General features: G+C 41.9%; 17 protein-coding genes and 2 pseudogenes. 8 read left to right on the top strand and 11 right to left on the bottom strand.

The features are described 5' to 3' along the window. Positions 1 to 2: 2 nt before the first annotated feature. From parE to AC623_RS07685, 3 genes and pseudogenes are all read right to left on the bottom strand, one after another. Positions 3 to 1,958 carry a DNA topoisomerase IV subunit B gene (parE, locus tag AC623_RS07695; protein ID WP_231603599.1) on the bottom strand — a complete coding sequence of 652 codons (1,956 nt, stop codon included), beginning with the start codon at positions 1,956 to 1,958 and terminating at the stop codon, positions 3 to 5. 238 nt (positions 1,959 to 2,196) lie between these two features. After that, the gene (locus tag AC623_RS07690) at positions 2,197 to 2,607 is read right to left on the bottom strand and encodes a CoA-binding protein (protein WP_049661911.1); all 411 of its coding nucleotides are present in this window, start codon (positions 2,605 to 2,607) and stop codon (positions 2,197 to 2,199) included. A 186-nt stretch (positions 2,608 to 2,793) separates the two neighbouring features. Continuing rightward, positions 2,794 to 3,074: pseudogene (locus AC623_RS07685) on the bottom strand (winged helix-turn-helix transcriptional regulator). Between the two features lie 277 nt (positions 3,075 to 3,351). On the opposite strand from AC623_RS07685, the pseudogene AC623_RS07680 reads away from it, so the two are divergent. Then, a pseudogene (locus AC623_RS07680) lies at positions 3,352 to 3,747 on the top strand (GlcG/HbpS family heme-binding protein). A gap of 117 nt (positions 3,748 to 3,864) precedes the next feature. Here the strand turns inward: AC623_RS07680 and AC623_RS07675 are convergent. Then, entirely contained in the window at positions 3,865 to 5,163 is a 1,299-nt protein-coding gene (locus AC623_RS07675) for a purine/pyrimidine permease (protein ID WP_049661910.1), read from the bottom strand. 177 nt (positions 5,164 to 5,340) lie between these two features. On the opposite strand from AC623_RS07675, the gene plsY reads away from it, so the two are divergent. Beyond that, positions 5,341 to 5,922: a glycerol-3-phosphate 1-O-acyltransferase PlsY gene (gene plsY, locus AC623_RS07670; protein ID WP_049661909.1), complete on the top strand. Its 582-nt coding sequence runs from the start codon at positions 5,341 to 5,343 to the stop codon at positions 5,920 to 5,922. Positions 5,923 to 5,943: 21 nt separating this feature from the next. Continuing rightward, positions 5,944 to 6,036 (top strand): hypothetical protein, encoded by a 93-nt coding sequence (locus AC623_RS22255; RefSeq protein WP_156187113.1) that lies wholly within the window; start codon positions 5,944 to 5,946, stop codon positions 6,034 to 6,036. Here AC623_RS22255 and AC623_RS07665 read toward each other — a convergent pair. Beyond that, a complete protein-coding gene (locus AC623_RS07665) occupies positions 5,995 to 6,462 on the bottom strand; it encodes a DUF523 domain-containing protein (RefSeq protein WP_049661908.1) in 468 nt (155 codons plus the stop codon). The genes AC623_RS22255 and AC623_RS07665 overlap by 42 nt on opposite strands. Positions 6,463 to 6,654: 192 nt before the next feature. Between AC623_RS07665 and AC623_RS07660 the strand changes: the two genes are divergently transcribed. Then, positions 6,655 to 6,951, top strand: coding sequence for a HesB/YadR/YfhF family protein (locus AC623_RS07660; RefSeq protein ID WP_049661907.1), 297 nt, complete (start codon positions 6,655 to 6,657; stop codon positions 6,949 to 6,951). A 137-nt stretch (positions 6,952 to 7,088) separates the two neighbouring features. Here the strand turns inward: AC623_RS07660 and AC623_RS07655 are convergent, their stop codons facing one another. Together AC623_RS07655 and AC623_RS07650 are read right to left on the bottom strand one after the other, a co-directional pair. After that, the gene (locus AC623_RS07655) at positions 7,089 to 7,391 is read right to left on the bottom strand and encodes a hypothetical protein (protein ID WP_049661906.1); all 303 of its coding nucleotides are present in this window, start codon (positions 7,389 to 7,391) and stop codon (positions 7,089 to 7,091) included. Positions 7,392 to 7,405: 14 nt separating this feature from the next. Continuing rightward, on the bottom strand, positions 7,406 to 7,828 hold the full coding sequence (locus AC623_RS07650) for an acyl-CoA thioesterase (protein ID WP_049661905.1): 423 nt from the start codon (positions 7,826 to 7,828) through the stop codon (positions 7,406 to 7,408). Positions 7,829 to 7,970: 142 nt separating this feature from the next. Between AC623_RS07650 and AC623_RS07645 the strand changes: the two genes are divergently transcribed. Together AC623_RS07645 and ggt are read left to right on the top strand one after the other, a co-directional pair. After that, positions 7,971 to 9,107 (top strand): M20 family metallopeptidase, encoded by a 1,137-nt coding sequence (locus AC623_RS07645; protein WP_082174356.1) that lies wholly within the window; start codon positions 7,971 to 7,973, stop codon positions 9,105 to 9,107. A gap of 24 nt (positions 9,108 to 9,131) precedes the next feature. Next, positions 9,132 to 10,823, top strand: a complete 1,692-nt coding sequence (ggt, locus tag AC623_RS07640; protein ID WP_049661904.1) for a gamma-glutamyltransferase — start codon at positions 9,132 to 9,134, stop codon at positions 10,821 to 10,823. An 82-nt stretch (positions 10,824 to 10,905) separates the two neighbouring features. Here the strand turns inward: ggt and AC623_RS07635 are convergent, their stop codons facing one another. From AC623_RS07635 to AC623_RS07625, 3 genes are all read right to left on the bottom strand, one after another. Beyond that, positions 10,906 to 11,043, bottom strand: a complete 138-nt coding sequence (locus AC623_RS07635) for an FbpB family small basic protein (protein ID WP_049661903.1) — start codon at positions 11,041 to 11,043, stop codon at positions 10,906 to 10,908. 220 nt (positions 11,044 to 11,263) lie between these two features. Beyond that, positions 11,264 to 13,987, bottom strand: a complete 2,724-nt coding sequence (acnA, locus tag AC623_RS07630; protein WP_049661902.1) for an aconitate hydratase AcnA — start codon at positions 13,985 to 13,987, stop codon at positions 11,264 to 11,266. 160 nt (positions 13,988 to 14,147) lie between these two features. Continuing rightward, positions 14,148 to 15,089 carry a magnesium transporter CorA family protein gene (locus AC623_RS07625; protein ID WP_049661901.1) on the bottom strand — a complete coding sequence of 314 codons (942 nt, stop codon included), beginning with the start codon at positions 15,087 to 15,089 and terminating at the stop codon, positions 14,148 to 14,150. A gap of 195 nt (positions 15,090 to 15,284) precedes the next feature. On the opposite strand from AC623_RS07625, the gene AC623_RS07620 reads away from it, so the two are divergent. After that, a complete protein-coding gene (locus tag AC623_RS07620; protein ID WP_049661900.1) occupies positions 15,285 to 15,578 on the top strand; it encodes a hypothetical protein in 294 nt (97 codons plus the stop codon). Between the two features lie 72 nt (positions 15,579 to 15,650). On the opposite strand, the gene AC623_RS07615 is transcribed toward AC623_RS07620, so the two are convergent. Next, positions 15,651 to 16,436: a TrmB family transcriptional regulator gene (locus tag AC623_RS07615; RefSeq protein WP_049661899.1), complete on the bottom strand. Its 786-nt coding sequence runs from the start codon at positions 16,434 to 16,436 to the stop codon at positions 15,651 to 15,653. A 111-nt stretch (positions 16,437 to 16,547) separates the two neighbouring features. Here AC623_RS07615 and AC623_RS07610 point away from each other — a divergent pair, with 111 nt between their 5' ends. After that, positions 16,548 to 17,315 carry a TSUP family transporter gene (locus tag AC623_RS07610; RefSeq protein WP_049661898.1) on the top strand — a complete coding sequence of 256 codons (768 nt, stop codon included), beginning with the start codon at positions 16,548 to 16,550 and terminating at the stop codon, positions 17,313 to 17,315. Positions 17,316 to 17,377: the final 62 nt, after the last annotated feature.

The following is a 17,377-nucleotide window of genomic DNA, read 5'->3' as shown; positions in this document are numbered from 1 at the left end:
ATTTATTCCTCCTTGCCGACTGAAAGATTCTCATTCTCTAAAATATTGCTGTCATCTTCCAGCCCGAAAGCAACATTTGATTCAATCCATTTTCGGCGCGGCTCTACTTTGTCACCCATCAACGTTGTCACGCGGCGCTCGGCACGAGCAGCGTCATCAATTAACACACGGATCAGCGTTCTCGTATCCGGATTCATCGTTGTTTCCCACAGCTGATCGGCGTTCATCTCACCAAGACCTTTATAGCGCTGCAGCATGCACCCTTTTCCTACTCGTTTCATCGTTTCTGCGAGTTCTTCATCTGTCCACGCATACTCTACTTTTTCTTTTTTTCCGCTTCCTTTACTTACTTTGTAGAGTGGCGGCAAGGCAATATACACTTTACCCGCTTCGATAAGAGGCTTCATATAACGATAAAAGAAGGTAAGCAGCAAGACTTGAATATGGGCACCATCCGTGTCGGCATCCGTCATAATAATCACTTTGTCGTAATTCGTGTCTTCAACATTAAAATCCGGCCCTACGCCTGCACCGATCGCATGGATGATCGTGTTAATTTCCTCATTCTTAAAAATGTCCGCCAGCTTGGCCTTTTCCGTATTAATGACTTTTCCACGCAAAGGGAGCACTGCTTGAAACCGGCGGTCGCGCCCTTGTTTAGCTGATCCGCCAGCTGAGTCCCCCTCTACTAAATACAGTTCATTTTTTTGAGGGTTTCGTGACTGTGCAGGAGTTAATTTTCCAGAAAGAACGCCTTCATTCCGCTTCCGCTTCTTTCCACTGCGGGCATCTTCGCGTGCCTTTCTCGCTGCTTCTCTTGCCTGGGCTGCTTTAATCGCCTTTTTAATTAAGAGAGAGCTTGTTTCCGGGTTTTCTTCCAAGAAATAAGACAGCTGTGAAGAAACGACGCTGTCTACTGCTGATCGGGCTTCACTTGTACCGAGCTTTCCTTTTGTCTGTCCTTCGAATTGCAGCAATTCTTCTGGTATGCGTACAGACACAACAGCCGCTAATCCTTCACGAATATCGGTACCTTCGAGATTTTTGTCTTTTTCTTTCAATAAGTTCACTTTACGGGCATATTCATTGAATACTCTTGTCATCGCCGTGCGGGCTCCTGCTTCATGCGTGCCGCCGTCCTTCGTCCGGACGTTGTTTACGAATGACAGGATCGTTTCAGAATAACCGTCATTAAACTGGAAAGCGAAATCTACTTCAATGCTGTTCTGCTCTCCTGAAAAAGAAACGACCTGATGCAACGTATCTTTTTCTCCGTTTAAATACTTAACGAATTCCTCGATGCCTTTTTCATAATAAAAAACTTCTTCTAATTTTTGACGCTCATCAGTCAAACTAATTTTCATGCCTTTTAATAAAAAGGCCGATTCTCTTAACCGTTCGCTCAATGTATCGAAGTTGTAGTGAATCGTACTAAAAATAGTGGGGTCCGGCTTAAAATGAATGGTGGTCCCTGTCTTTTTAGTTGTTCCGATCTTCTCAAGAGTCGTTACCGGTACGCCTCCGTTTTCAAACCGCTGCTGATAAATAAAACCATCGCGGTGAATCGTCACAGTCAGCCACTCCGATAAAGCATTCACAACGGAAGCACCAACACCGTGCAAGCCGCCGCTCGTTTTGTATCCTCCCTGGCCAAATTTTCCTCCGGCGTGCAAGATTGTTAAAATGACTTCCGGTGTCGGCTTCCCTAATTTATGCATACCAGTAGGCATTCCGCGGCCAAAATCCTGAACGCTGACTGACTGGTCTTTGTGGATCACAATTTTTATTTCCTTGCCATAGCCGGCAAGCGCTTCATCCACTGAATTATCTACGATTTCGTACACTAAATGATGCAGCCCTCGTGTGTCCGTAGAGCCAATATACATGCCTGGTCTCTTTCTAACTGCTTCTAGTCCTTCGAGAACCTGAATGGCATCATCATTGTAGTCAAAGGTCACTTCTTTTTTTGTCACAAAAATTCCCCTTTCAGACTTCCTAGAGAAACAAACAAACGTTCGTACACTTTATTATATCATAAAAATTCCAATGCTTCATCTCCTCATTCTATGGGAGCTTACAGTTGTACTGGGCCGTTCTGCATTTCCTCTGCCTTATTGTATGGTCAACAGGCCATTTATGCAAATAAGTAACAGCAAAAAACAAGCGGTGCAGTCCCGCTTGTTCGCTAATGGCTCCCTATTTTGTGAGGGCGTGTTCCACTTTTATGCATCTATCCATAATAACAGTTTTGCCTTTTTCCTTCAAAAACTCATAAGCTTCTTCGTTTGCTACTCCAAGCTGTGCCCAAAAAATATCGCAATCGATCTCAGCGAATTCCTTCGCGATTTCCGGCAAAAACTCTGAGCGGCGAAACACGTTCACAATGTCAACGGGCCCATCAATATCTTTAAGGGAGGCAACTGCTTTTTCCCCAAGCACTTCATCAACAGTAGGATTTACTGGAATAATTTTATAGCCTGCCTTCTGCATCGCTTCTGATACCATATAACTCGTCCGTTCTGGATTATCACTTAGCCCTACCACGGCAATCGTTTTTGCTTTTTTTAATAATTGTCCCATTTCTTCTCTTGTTGGATTCGTAATCATTCGTAACTCTCCTCCTTAAATGTATTAATTCGGCCTTAGGCTATCCATTTCCTTCTATCCCCTTTTATTTCCCTTTGTGCAGCTCTCAAACACTTCTCGACATCAAGGATACGGTGTTAATTCTCCTGAATAAAGACTTTTACCTGTTACCTTCTCAAGCACAAATAGTTTAAAGAAACAGAAGGCTTACGGCCATCCTAATTTCTTAACAAAAAACTTTATATTTTGCTTTCCCCCCTCGTACATCATTGGGACAATAGGCATTAAGCTTCGTCCTATGTCAGTCAATGAATACCCTACTCTTGGAGGAACTTCGGGAAATACTCTCCGATTGGTCATCCTATCCTTAAATAATAAACAATTGTAATTTTATAATTGCCGCTAATAAGTGATAAGGTTAACTCTTTTTCACAGTTAAATTGCCCCGCCTCTATCTTCTTTTTTATTTCTAATCGTAAATCATCCACAAACAATTTCCTCTTCCTGTCTTTCTTAAAAGTTTCTTTTTAGTAACTTTCTCACAAAAAGTGTGTTCTTCCATAAGAAAAAAAGCATCTTTTGGAATAAATTTCGGTTAGAAATTTTCATCATGGGCTGTTCTGATAGAAAAACACAAAGAGAGCTGTGAATATACCGCTGAAGCTATCGGAGAACTTCTAATCCGTTTACTGCTGATCTTTGAAGTTTTTCACATAAACTATGTATTTTTCTACAGGATAATCAAAAATAAGGAGGTTCATTCATATGATTAAAATTACACTAGACGCAGCAAAAGAAATTATTGCAGGTGCTGAAGAAGAAGCGAAAAAAATTGGAGTTTCCATGGTCATTCCAGTAGTGAACGAAGGTGGAAACATGGTAGCTGCCCATTGAATGGATGAGGCTTGGTTAGAGAGCATCGACATTGCCCAGAATAAAGCTTGGGAGTCTGTTGCTTTAAAAATGCCTGCCACAAACTTAGCCGCGGCTACTGTTCCGGCTGCTGAACTATACGGTTTACACACGATGAACAATGGACGCCTTGTCGTTTTCGGCGATGGAAAAGTAATAGGAGCTGTAGGCGTCAGCGGCAGTACAGTACCGCATGATGTTCAAGTGGCAGAAGCGGCTATTAAGGTATTTGACACGAAGTTTGCCTAATCATACATTTTAATTATCGTTTACCACTTTAAAGCAGATCACATGAAAAATAACCTAAAAGTCAAAACGCAACAAAAGAGCCAGTGGAATACACCGGCTCTTTTTGGCCTGTTGCCATTACTGATTGTGCGCTTTCTGTTTAGTCATTGCTAGTAAAAATTGCTCTACACAAATAGATATAATGGTTCCAAGAATAAGTCCATTGTTAAGGATCGAAGCGGCAGCGGCTGGAAAATTAGTGAACGCTGCAGCCGGAACAAACATGGCTCCTACTCCTGCTAGCAGTGATATGCCGGCAACGAGACGTACACGTTCTTTATTTTTTTCTTTATCCATTTCGGCAAAAGCAAAGCCAGCCATACGCGCAAAGATCACAAATGTGACCGCATATCCGACCGGAGCCGGCAAAGAAGCCAGTATATTCATGACTGGAGGAAAAATACTCATCCCTACGACAAACAGTGAGCCTACAAAAAAGGGGCGAATGGAGGCATTGCCAGTTTGAGCTACGAACCCGGCTGCTCCAGAAATCGGAACAGAACCGATCGCCGAGAAGCTCCCCCCTAACATTTGATTAAGGCCAGCAGCCAAACCAGCACTGCGATAGCTGCCTTTTTGAATAGAACTGTTTAAGTGGGTCATCACTTCTTCCATGACCCTAACCGAAGCGATCATATTAGCTGTTAAAAGAAGTGTAATAAAAGCGGCTGTCACGATGGTACCTGAATCAAACAGCGGCGGGCCAAAAACAAATAAACCCGGCAAGCTGAACAGTTGCTTACCTGAAGCCGACATAAGCGGAGCCTCGCCAATAAGAAGAAACAGCAGCCAGCCAAATCCTAATGAAATGATCACCGAATACTGCCGGATCCAGTGAATACGATGTGCTGAAAAGTAAAAAGCCGCGATTAATGTCATGGCACTTCCAGCCATAATCAGCGGACGAACGGTTCCCGTTTCATTCGGCAAGCCGAACATGCCATTCAAAAAAGAGCCGCTCAGCTGCAGAATAAGCAGTAACAAATAAATAAATGTCACAGTAGGCGTGAATAATTTAGCCATCTTTTCAAGCAAGCCGAAAGCAGCGAGAAAAATGAAAATGACCCCAGAGACGATCATCCCACCTTCTAAGCTTTGTAATGCCTGCTCGGTTGAAGAATAGATCGTGCCGGCAAAGCCTGCATAGATGGCAAAAACTCCCCACCAAAGCCCCGCTGGCCCTTCATTAATAGGCAGCCGATGGCCAATCAAGGCTTGTATAATCCCTGAAAGTCCCAGTACAAACATCGTTCGCTGTACAAACTCTGCTGTATCTGCTAGCGATAGATGAAATAAACCCGCGATGGCAATTGGGGCTACAAGAGAGCTCGCCAGAATAAAAAACAGCCATTGGACTGCGCTAAAAAATAATCCCATACTTTCACCTATTTCTTTCTAAAGTTAACTTCTTCCATTTATTCAGCGTACGCTAATTTTTTCGTTCAAGCAACGGAAAAATCTCCTTTTCTTATTCTTCACATGTTAAAATAAGAATCAGTATGGTCACATTTTCATACATATGATTGTAAAGGACAAGATTAAAGGAGTACGTCTATGATTACTGCAATTATTATTTTACTAGCTTATTTACTCGGGTCGATTCCTTCCGGCTTAATTGTTGGCAAGTGTTTCTTTGGCATTGATATCCGTCAACACGGCAGCGGCAATCTCGGTGCAACCAATTCTTTTCGCACGCTCGGTGTAAAGGCCGGCGTCGTTGTGACACTTGCTGATATTTTAAAAGGAACAGCAGCGACACTGCTCCCGCTTTGGCTCGGTTCTGACCTTGAACCACTGATCGCTGGCGTTGCAGCCGTTATCGGCCATATGTTCCCTATATTTGCGGGCTTTAGAGGCGGAAAAGCTGTAGCCACTTCAGGCGGCGTCCTGCTCGGCGTTCAACCAGTCATGTTTCTTGTTATTCTGCTTAGCTTCTTTATTTCGCTTTATTTAACGAAGTACGTTTCGCTATCATCGATTATTGTGGCGATTGTCGCTTTTACTTATGCGGTTATCCTACAAAACGTTCCACTTATTATTGTCGTTGGCCTTCTAGCTTTTTTCGTTATCTATCGTCATCGTGCCAACATTGCACGTATTAGGAACAAAACAGAGCCTAAAATTAAGTGGATGTAAAAAGCATCGCTTGCGCGGACAATACTTTATGGTAACCCACCATATGTCCACCGCTGGCGGTGCTTTTTTATTTTATTCTACTTCTTGCAAAAACTGCTCTACATTTTCCTCTGAAATGACTTGGAAGCCATTCCTTTGAAGCAAAGCCGCCGTTACTCCGACACCCGCTACCCTTTCATTCTTAAATTCTCCATTATAGATCATTCTACTTCCACAGGAAGGGCTAAATTCTTTCAAAATAACCGTGTCTGCCTTTATTTTTTGAGCTTTTTCAAGCGTTTTATAGGCACCTTTTACGTAAAGATCAGTTACATCCCGGCCAGACTTTTCTATAACCTTAGCCCGGCCGTTCAGAACATCCTCTCCGTTGCCGCCGATGATTTCTGCCGGTTCTCTCGGTGTTACAAAGCCACCCAGCAGCTCTGGACAAGCGGCAATCGCTTCGTTGTTTTCAATCAGTTCTCTAATCTTGCTATGCAGGCTGTGCGAACCGTTATACCTTACCGGCAAACCAGCTAAACAAGAACTCACTAAAATCATTCTTTCACCTCCGCTATTACTTTCATTTGTTTTCTGCACCAGTGGCCCCTAATTTGCCAATATCCTTACACAGTGGTCACAGAAAGATGAAAACCATATGGTCTGTCAGCAAGCTTTTAAATTTGGCAGGCATCTGCTTTTATTATTTGTTTCCCCCGTGATACACTGAAGAAAAGTAGAGGTGAATGAATCATGAATATTCAAGTAGGAGAAAAAGCCCGCGCTTGGTTTAAAAACGAAATGGACGTCAATCAAGGGGACTATGTACGCTTCTTCGTTCGCTACGGAGGCTCCAGCCCGCTGCATGAAGGGTTTTCACTTGGGGTATCCAAAGATGAACCGATGGAAATCGGAGTAAAATCCGAATTAGATGGAGCGGTTTACTTCATAGAGCAAAAAGATCTTTGGTACTTTGATGGGCACGATTTACGTGTGAATTATAATGAAAAACTGGACGAGCCGGAATATGAATACGTAAAACCTTCTTAAAAAGCGAAAAGGCGCAGCATGTGGCCTTTTCGCTTTTTATAATTTGGCTTTGTTATACTTGGTTATTGACCTTTGTTGCAGGCGGACGCTTTCCACTACAAACAATTATTGAAAACAGCCTTCATCTTTAACAAAGCCTATAATTTAAATCTTTGAATATGATGTTGCAGCCCTTCTTTTTCCAATATCTCTTTTTGCCGCCGCCCGAGCAGATCGAAATGTGAATAACCATTCTCTCTTCGGTCAATCCACTCTTCTTTAAGCCCGTATTTTTCTCCCCAGCGAGCAAGCTCCTCTAAATTCCGGCACCCTACTTTTGTCACGGTATAACAATCTGGAAACCTTTCATCAAGCCAGTAGTGGGTTAAAAAAGCAATATTCCCTTTGTCAATCTGCTGCTTCCACTCCGCCAGCTCTCGCCGATCAATGCCAAATGCCATTTTTTCTGTCCATCCTATGCTTGCTTTTTATTTTCTTCGTACACGCTGTGCCAATCTGAGAAAATTCGTTTCATGGACACCGGGCGGAATGTGTCTTTTTTCACGATTGTGTGAGACGTTGTCCCTGTGACACAAACCTCTCCCTCTTTATTTTTAATTTCATATCCGTAAACAGTCCGGACCCCATTATATTCTTCAATCCAAGAATAGACCCAAGCTGTATCCCCATAACGAAACGGCTTTTTATAGGAAAGCTGAATGTCCAGCACCGGGGCCACATACCCTTCCTTCTCCATTTCCGCATAATTAAAGCCTAAATCCTCAATTAATTGCGTGCGGCCAAGCTCCAGCCATACGACGTACTGGCCGTGATACACCACTTGCATCGCATCAGTTTCTGCATATCTTACTTGTACCTCTTTTTCTGAAACAAACATCTGTCCAATCTCCCTTGTTTCTTTTTTACGTCTTGATCTACTCAGTATAGCCTAGCCAGCTGGCAAAATAAAGCATGTTTACACCCTCAAACAAAGAGGGAATCACTTAAGGACAGAAGATAAGAGCTAAGGAGGGTTTCTTTTGATTAATTATCTTCATGATAAAAAACAAGAAATGATTGATCTATTGGAGGCCATCGTCAACACTGACAGTAATTCCTACGATAAAGAAGGTGTTGATCAGGTAGGTGCTTTACTAAAGGAAAAATTTGAAGACATTGGAATGTATGTAAAGATACATCGTCAAACAGAGCAGGGCAATCATCTAGAAATCAAAGCAAAGCGAGAGAGCCAGCCGAAAATATTGATTATTGCCCACATGGACACCGTATTTCCAAAAGGCGAAGCAAAGAAGCGGCCCTTTTCCGTTATCGGAGATAAAGCCTACGGACCGGGTGTGAACGACGAGAAAGCGAGTCACGTTCAAGTTCTCTATGCGATGAAAGCTTTAAAAAAGAGTGGATCACCAGCTGTAAACAATGTCCATATCATTTTCAATAGCGACGAGGAAATCGGCTCTATTTCATCCAAATCCTTAATTGACGAAGCGGCAGTTGGGAAAGACTATAGCCTTGTCGTGGAATGTGGAAGGCCAAATGACGGCGTCGTAACAGAGCGCAAAGGAGTTGGCCATTTCACTGTAAATGTAACAGGAAAAGGTGCTCATTCCGGAGTAGAACCCGAAATCGGGCTTAGCGCTATTGAAGAGCTAGCCTATAAAGTCATCAAGCTTCAGCAATTAAATGATTACAAACAAGGATTAACAGTGAATGTGGGCCTTATCAAGGGCGGTACCTCTGTGAATACCGTCCCTCCCCATGCAGAAGCGGAAATTGACGTCCGTGTCAAAAATGAAGACCAAGCGATGAATGTAACAAATTCTATTCATCAAATTGCTGGCGAAGAAATAGTGAAAGGCACACGAACAGAATTAACTGGAGCCATCGACCGTCCTCCAATGGAGCGGACAGAAGAATCTGAAAAACTATTCAACACAGTAAAAGAAACCGGAAAAGAGCTTGGCTTTACGATTCATGAGGTCAGCACAGGCGGCGGTTCTGATGCAGCTTTTACAGCTGCTAAAGGAATCCCAACAATTGATGGGATCGGGCCTATCGGAGAATTCTCGCATAGTGAAACAGAAGAATATACCGATTTGAATTCTTTAGTGGACCGAACGATCTTATTAGCCAAAATAATTGAACGTTTATCTATGTAACTTATCGAACTTGAGGTGAAGAAAATGAATGTACAAAATATAGTAAAAAACCAAAAACGAGAAAATGAGGGACAACGAGCTTGGGCTGATGCTGGCATGACTGCAAGCGCTACAGCTGAAGCTTCTAAAATTGGTGCTGAAGTGTTGAAATCTGGCGGGAATGCCATGGATGCACTGGCCGCCATGCAATTTGCCCTCGCTGTCTCAGAGCCTTTCAATACTGGGCTTGGCGCCAGCGGCTTTATCGTTTATTATGATGCTAAAAAACAAGAAACAAAAGTCATTCACGGGCATTCAAAGGCTCCGAAGAATGCTAGAAAAAACATATTTGTGGATGAGAATCAGGATGTAATCCCTTTCTTAGAGCGATCAACTCCCGGTACCGCCGTCGCTATTCCAGGCATCCTCAAAGCGTTTGATCAAGCGATTAAGTTGTACGGACGTAAAACCTGGGGGGAAGTGATTGAGCCCGCTATTCGTTTGTCCGAAGAAGGCATTGAAGTCAACGACTTATGGGTCACAGCGATCGAAAGATTTGGGAATCGCCTTGGAGAAGAAGCTCGCTCTTTTTTCTTTCCGGACGATGTGCCCCTAACAAAAGGTGAGAGGGTCGTTAATGAAGATTTAACAAACGCGCTAAAAGAACTTCAAAAAAATGGCGCCGACTCTTTTTATGGAGGGTCCATCGGAAAAGCAATTGCTGAAGAAGTTCAAAAATTTGAAGGCTGCTTAGTATTAGAGGACCTGATTGATTATGAAGCAAAAATAGCCAAACCACTTCAAGCTACTTATAAAGAATTCGACGTTGTCGTACCAAGCCCCCCAAATGGAGGTGGGTTTGCTCTTCTTTATATGCTAAAGTTATTAGAAAAGCTGAATATCGGGCAGTATAACGTCCGGTCGTGGGAAAAATATTATCTAATCGCGGAAACCTTACGAATCATGACAGCCGATAAGTTAACCTTTATGACAGACCCTTCCTTCTACGATATCCCACTTGAAGGCCTGCTTCACCCTGATTATCTAGATGAACGTCTTCGGCTGTATAACTTTACATTTCGTAATGATAAAATCGCAGCCGGAAACCCGTGGAAATATGACAAGGATAAAAAACCAAGCGGCCTGAAGGCGCAAGCTTTTGAAATTGGCTCCGAAACGACCCATTTCGTAGCTGTGGACGAAGAAGGCAATATTGCCATGTGTACCTCTTCCCTAGAGCATAATTTTGGGTCAGGCATTATGGTTCCAGGCTATGGCTTTTTATTAAATAATGATATGACAGACTTCGACCCGTCCATTGGAGGTATAAATAGTGTAGAAGCAAATAAATATCCTGTCAGCATGAAAACACCGACTCTCGTTTTTAAAGATAGGAAGCCCTTTTTAACACTTGGTTCTCCTGGCGGTCCAACGATCGTTGCTTCTGTCCTGCAAACGCTCATTCATGTAATTAATTATGAAATGGACTTAAAGGACGCGATTGAAGAACCCCGCATCTTTAACGGTACTGGACCGTTGATCTGGTGGGAAGAAGGGTTACCTGAAGAAGCGAGACAGGTGCTTGAAAAAATGAATTATCAATTTGACGAGATTGCTCTTCCAATGGGTAACGTGCAGGCTGTCCTATTTGATCATCAATCTAATCAATTATATGGAGCAAGTGATTCATCCAGACCAGGCATCCCTGTAGGGGTTAATAAATCTGAATTAAACTAAAACACAAAGAGCGGCTCCCCTGTCAAAAGGAGAGACCGCTCTTCTTATGTAGGAGGAGCTGCACGACTTCCCCTTAACAGCTTTATTTAGCAGATCGTTTGATTTCTAAACGTTCTTCTAATCTGTCTTCGATTTCTTTCATAGCAGCTGGATTTCGAAGTAATTCACTTTTATTTTCCTTTACTAACTCAGCAAACGACTTTCTCTGTCTTTTTCTCATAACGCACTTCTTCCCTTCTATCAATAGTCATTACGACTATCTTACCCATAAAAAACTTTTTTATACTAAATTTTCTAATAACTACAATAATTATATAGAAAGTAAAAAGCGACTGGCAGTATGCCAGTCGCTTGAAAGCTTTATATGTTCGATGAGGGTTTTTTGTACGCGCAATCTGTAAAGGATGAGTATTCCTACTGATCCCTTTTTAATACTGTTTTTACTGTGCTTTGATGTCTTGCAGCTTGCCACGAAGCACCATTTGCAGGATGCCTCCATTGCGATAGTAGTCAACCTCTACGTCAGAATCAAAGCGGACAAGAGCTTCAAATTGTGTCTTGCTGCCATCTTCATCGATCGCCGTAACTGTCACAACGTCACGTGGTTTCACGTTATCATTTAAATCTACTTCAAACACTTCTTTGCCAGTTAAGCCTAGAGTCGTTGCATTTTCACCAAGCTTGAATTGTAATGGGAGCACACCCATCATAACAAGGTTTGAACGGTGAATACGCTCGTAGCTCTCGGCAATAACTGTTTTTACACCAAGAAGGTTCGTACCTTTTGCTGCCCAGTCACGAGATGAACCCATACCGTAATCTTTACCAGCAAGAACAACGAGGCCTGTGCCGTCTTCTTGATACTTCATGCACGCATCATAAATTGGCATAATTTCGCCTGTTGGCCAATAAGTTGTGAATCCGCCCTCTGTTCCAGGAGCCACTTGGTTACGAATTCGAATGTTAGCAAATGTTCCACGCATCATTACTTCATGGTTACCGCGACGGGAACCGTAAGAGTTAAAGTCACGTGGCTCTACGCCTTTTGAACGTAAGTATTTGCCAGCAGGTGTATCCTTGCCAATCGCACCAGCAGGAGAAATGTGGTCAGTTGTCACGGAGTCACCGAATTTACCCATTACACGCAAGCCTTTAAGCGCTTCAATCTTTTCAGGAACTGCAGATAGTCCTTCAAAGAATGGCGGGTTTTGGATGTAAGTTGAATCATTGTCCCAGCTGTAAAGAGCTTCATTGCTTGTTTGAATTTGATTCCAACGGGAATTGCTGTCAAACACGCGCTCATATTCTTTACGGAACAATTCTGGTGTTACTGCACGTTGTACAACTTCTTTCACTTCTTCTGTTGCTGGCCAGATATCTTTGAAGAAGACATTGTTGCCGTCTTTATCTTTACCAATTGGATCTTTAGCAAAGTCAATGTTTACTGTTCCAGCAAGAGCGTAAGCCACAACTAATGGCGGTGAAGCTAGGTAGTTTGCTCTTACAAGCGGATGAATACGACCTTCAAAGTTACGGTTACCTGAAAGAACAGATGTCACTAAAAGATCTGCATCCACGATTGCTTTTTCAATTTCTTCTTTTAATGGACCGGAGTTACCGATACAAGTTGTACAGCCATATCCTACAAGGTTAAAGCCGAGTTTCTCCATGTAGCCCATTAATCCAGCATCACGCAAGTAGCCAGTAACGACCTTTGATCCTGGCGCTAAAGATGTTTTTACATACTTCGGCACTTCCAGACCAAGTTCGACTGCTTTTTTCGCCACTAATCCCGCAGCAAGCAATACATATGGGTTAGATGTGTTTGTACAAGATGTAATCGCAGCGATTGCAACAGCTCCTGTTTTCATTTCAGCTGTTTCGCCATCAGCAAATTTAACTGTTGTTGTTTTATCTAGCTCTTCAGGAGTCAATCCAAAGCCTTGGTTGCCTTCTGGAGCACTAATCGCTCCTTGGAAAGATTTCTGCATGCTGGAAAGCGGAATTAAATCTTGCGGACGTTTTGGACCAGATAAGTTTGGTTCGATTTCAGCAAGATCCAATTCAACTACATCTGTATAAACAGGATCTTCTCTATCAGGAGTAAAGAACATATCATTTTCTTTTAAATATTGCTCTACTACTCTGATATGACCTTCTTCACGGCCTGTTAAGCGCATATAATCAAGGGATTCTGTATCAACTGGGAAGAATCCGCAAGTGGCTCCATATTCAGGTGCCATGTTCGCAATTGTTGCACGGTCTGCAAGTGGAAGCTGGGATACGCCGGGACCGAAGAATTCAACGAATTTGCCAACTACGCCTTTTGTACGCAACACTTGTGTCACTTTAAGCGCTAAGTCAGTTGCTGTCGCACCGTTCGGAAGTTCTCCAACTAATTTTACCCCGATTACTTCAGGTACAGGGAAATAAGACGGTTGACCAAGCATACCTGCTTCTGCCTCAATACCGCCGACACCCCATCCAAGAACACCGATACCGTTAATCATCGTTGTATGAGAGTCTGTACCAACGAGTGTATCCGGATAAGCTTCAAATTCACCGTTTGCTGTTTCTACAGCATGAACAACACTTGCTAAGTATTCTAAGTTTACTTGGTGAACGATACCAGTAGCTGGCGGAACAGCACGATAGTTATCAAATGCTTTTTGTGCCCAGCTTAAAAACTCATAACGCTCAGCATTGCGTTCAAATTCAAGCTCCATGTTTCTTTCTAATGCTTCAGGTGTGCCATATGTGTCAACCTGTACAGAGTGGTCAATAACAAGGTCCACTGGAATCTCCGGATTGATTACATCCGGGTTGCCGCCCATATCTGCCATCGCTTTGCGCAATGAAGCAAGGTCAACGACAACTGGAACACCAGTAAAGTCTTGTAAAATAACGCGTGAAGGCTTAAATGGCACCTCGGCATCTTTTAAGTCTGCCGCTCCCCATTTAGCCAGGTTTTCTACATGGTCCTTTTTAATAACATAGCCATCATGCTGGCGCAGTACAGATTCTAATAATACTTTGATCGAATATGGCAGGCGAGATACTTTCGCCACACCCGCTTCTTCTAGAGCTGCTAAACGGTAATAGTTATAGCGCTTACCATCAAGCTCAAAACTTGAACGGGCATTGAATACATCATTATTTGCCATCCCGATTCCCCCTCTTTTCATAAATATGTAAGCATAGCTGAAAGTTTCAAAAAGCTTACTCTCTGCTTTTCATACTATTTCATCATAATACAATCGTTAACATAAGTAAATAACGATAATCGAATCAAGTTCAATAAGAATTACTTATCAGATATCTTCTTTACTTAAAAAAAGAATTTCTCTTTTTCCCTCGTAAAATATCGCCCATCCAGCCTTTTTTCAATAAATATACATATAATGCCAAAGTTGTAACAGCGATCACTCCCCAAGAGAAAACATAGCCAAGCTTCCAATCAAGCTCCGGCATATTCTTAAAGTTCATCCCCCAGATAGCGCCCCACGCAGCAACAGGAGTAAAAAGTGTCGTCAACACCGTCAAGGTTTTCATAATTTCATTTCCCCGATGTGTGGAAACGGTATTTTCTAATTCTACCATTGCTTTTAATTCTTTATCGTATTCATTGATCAGCATGTACGCCCGTTCGACGCGTTTATATGCTCTTTTAAAGTGAAGGCCTTTAACTACGTCGTCACCAAACGTTTCCTCGATTCCATGCTTGATCTCTATAATCGGGATAATTAAGTTTTGCCAGACGAGAAGCTCATGACGGCTTCTCGCTGTTTCGTCGAGGATTTCAATATTGTTTTTTTCTCTAATGAGCCAAAGTAAATCTCTTAAGCGAATTTCGTATTCATCAATTTTTTCGAGAAAATGATGAATAATCTCTCCAATCATAATCATAAACCCTTCTACTGGACAATCGGCTTCATCCATCTTCTTCTTCATAATTTTTTCATCAACACTTTCAAGAACAGATAAATCCAAATTATCCGTAATTAAGTGCTTCTTCGTTAAATAAAAGTGAAAGATTCGTTTTCCTTCCTTTTTTTCAACGTCCTGAAAATAAACGAGTGAACCCCATAATGCCTCCTTTCCTCTTTCACTCGTGTCTACTCGTAAAATACTAGATACATTTTTTTTCGTTTCTTCTGCCCACTTTTTATATGAATGGTATTGTTCGGCATATTGTGCCGCCTCATCCATTTGAAACTTTCTGAGCTCATACCAGGACCATCGCCCTTCATTAAAGGTATGCTCCATCTTAATGCCTCCTATAACCGGTTTGCCTGCACTTTTTAATACCCTAGTATACGAGAGAAAAAACACTCTTTCATTCATTCCAAGAAATTTAGCAAACAACCTTTTAGTTTTAATCTTTCCATGTTTGGGTAAACATAATGCAAGAAGGAACAATAAAAAGCTGAAGAGCTTGAAGTTTTAAGGAGGAATTCTGTTATGTTTGGAAGAAACATGGAAAAAAATCAAGGCGGCGTTAGTTCAGGTCTAGGTTATATGCTTCTCGGAGCAGGAGCTGCAGCTTGGTGGCTCTCTAAAGAAGAAAACCGAAGCAAGCTCGATAACCTCATGAATATGGCGAAAGAAAAAATGAATATGGACGTCCAGCCTTCAAAAGAAGAATTCCCTGTTTTAAAAGCTGGACACCCTCATCCTGATGATATTGCTGATAATAAAATGGTATCTGAAGGATCGCAATTTGGTGTGAAATACTACAACGAGAAAGAACAATAATAAATGAATAAAAGACGGTGCTGATTGATTGCACCGTCTTTTTTATCGTCTTTCTTCTATTAAATAAGCTTCTTATTTTTTCATAAAAAAGGCCCTTCGCTCTTTAGTAATCCACTTCTCTAAATCATCTTGACTGCGGCGAACAAGCCGATTCACTAACACATCATGCCACACATAATCCTCTAATAGGTAAATATGAACCGGATCATCTGTATAAAAAGCAACACTACGCTCCTCAATAGATGGTCCATAAATCATCTCTTTAGAATCTATGGATAAAATAAACCAGCGTTCTGTAGACGGCGTTTCAGTAAAAGGGGTAATACGGTGGGCTTCCAGGTTTCCAATTGGATTGTCAACATGTAGTGTAATGCCTTGTACGGCTACTTTTTCAGCTGCCTGCACTAGCTCCTCCTCCAACTCTCCATACATATCGTCCCACATTGAAAGGACAATACGCCTTTCTGCCTTTTTCAATAATGTCTGGCAGTAGCTTATGATCGTTTCATAGTCCTTTAGAGTCATCACCCGATTGTCCACTTTTTCCTCAGAGGTCTCTAAGCTTTTTAACGTATCACTTATGACCGTATAAGTTGATTGCCACTCTGTTTGAGCCTTCTGTAAAAAGATTTCAACAGGCAAAGGAGAGTATCGGGTGGTGTCATTTATTTCTTCCTTCATCACAATTCCTTTTTCAACAAGATTGCTTAACACATCATAAATTCGTGCTCTTGGGATACCTGACTCCTTGCTAACTTGATAGGCTGTGACAGGGCCCTGTTTGACTAGGGAAACATAAGATTTAGCTTCATATTCATTAAAGCCTAGTTTTTTGAGCTTTTGTACGATGTTGTCCACTTTTCTCCCTCCAATCATTCTTTTTCTATACTATCAACGTTACAATAACTATTTACAGCGCGCAAATAATTAGTTACTATTCTAGTAGTCGCTATAAGAAAGGTTGATTGTATGGATTTCCATCTAGACCCGTCCGTATTTATTATTTTAATTATTTTTGGATTTTTAGCTTCATTTATTGATTCTGTCGTTGGGGGCGGCGGCCTCATCACATTACCTGCCTTGTTATTCACGGGGCTTAATCCAGCCGGGGCAGTAGCTACCAATAAACTGGCATCAACAATAGGTTCTTTAACAAGTACGTACATGTTTTATCGTTCTGGTAAAATCGATATCAAATCAGTGCTTAAATTATTTCCACTCTCTTTCATTGGCTCCATGCTTGGTGCGTGGACGGTCCATTTAATCGATCCTGAAGTGCTAAAGCCCTTGATGCTGCTAATGCTCGCAGCCGTTGCCATTTATACTGTTTTCAAAAAAGATTGGGGCAGCATCTCAGCCCCTAAAAAATTGTCTGTCCGTCACTTTATTATGTTCATGGCTGCCATTTTTGCGATTGGTTTCTATGATGGATTTCTTGGCCCTGGAACAGGTTCATTTTTAATTTTCTCTTTTTTATTGATCGGATTTGATTTTTTAAAAGCTGCAGGAAATGCAAAATTTTTAAACTTTGGCAGTAATATTGCTGGATTGTTGATGTTTATGTTTTTAGGCCAAGTGCATTACACGTATGGATTAATTATGGGAATAGCACAGCTTGCCGGTGCCGTTTGCGGCTCAAGATTTGCGATTAAAAAAGGAAGCAGCTATGTGCGTGCGTTGTTTATTGCCGTCACCTGTCTACTGTTAATGAAAAATATATATGATTATACTCATTAATTTCTAACATATTAGGCTGCCTTAAAAACCAAAAACCCGACTTTGGTTTACATACTGTTCGT

Source organism: Bacillus sp. FJAT-27231 (assembly GCF_001183975.1).
Classification (GTDB): Bacteria; Bacillota; Bacilli; order Bacillales; family Domibacillaceae; genus Pseudobacillus; species Pseudobacillus wudalianchiensis.
The sequence above is the reverse complement of the archived record's forward strand: the minus strand, read 5'-3'. Positions and strand labels throughout refer to the sequence as shown.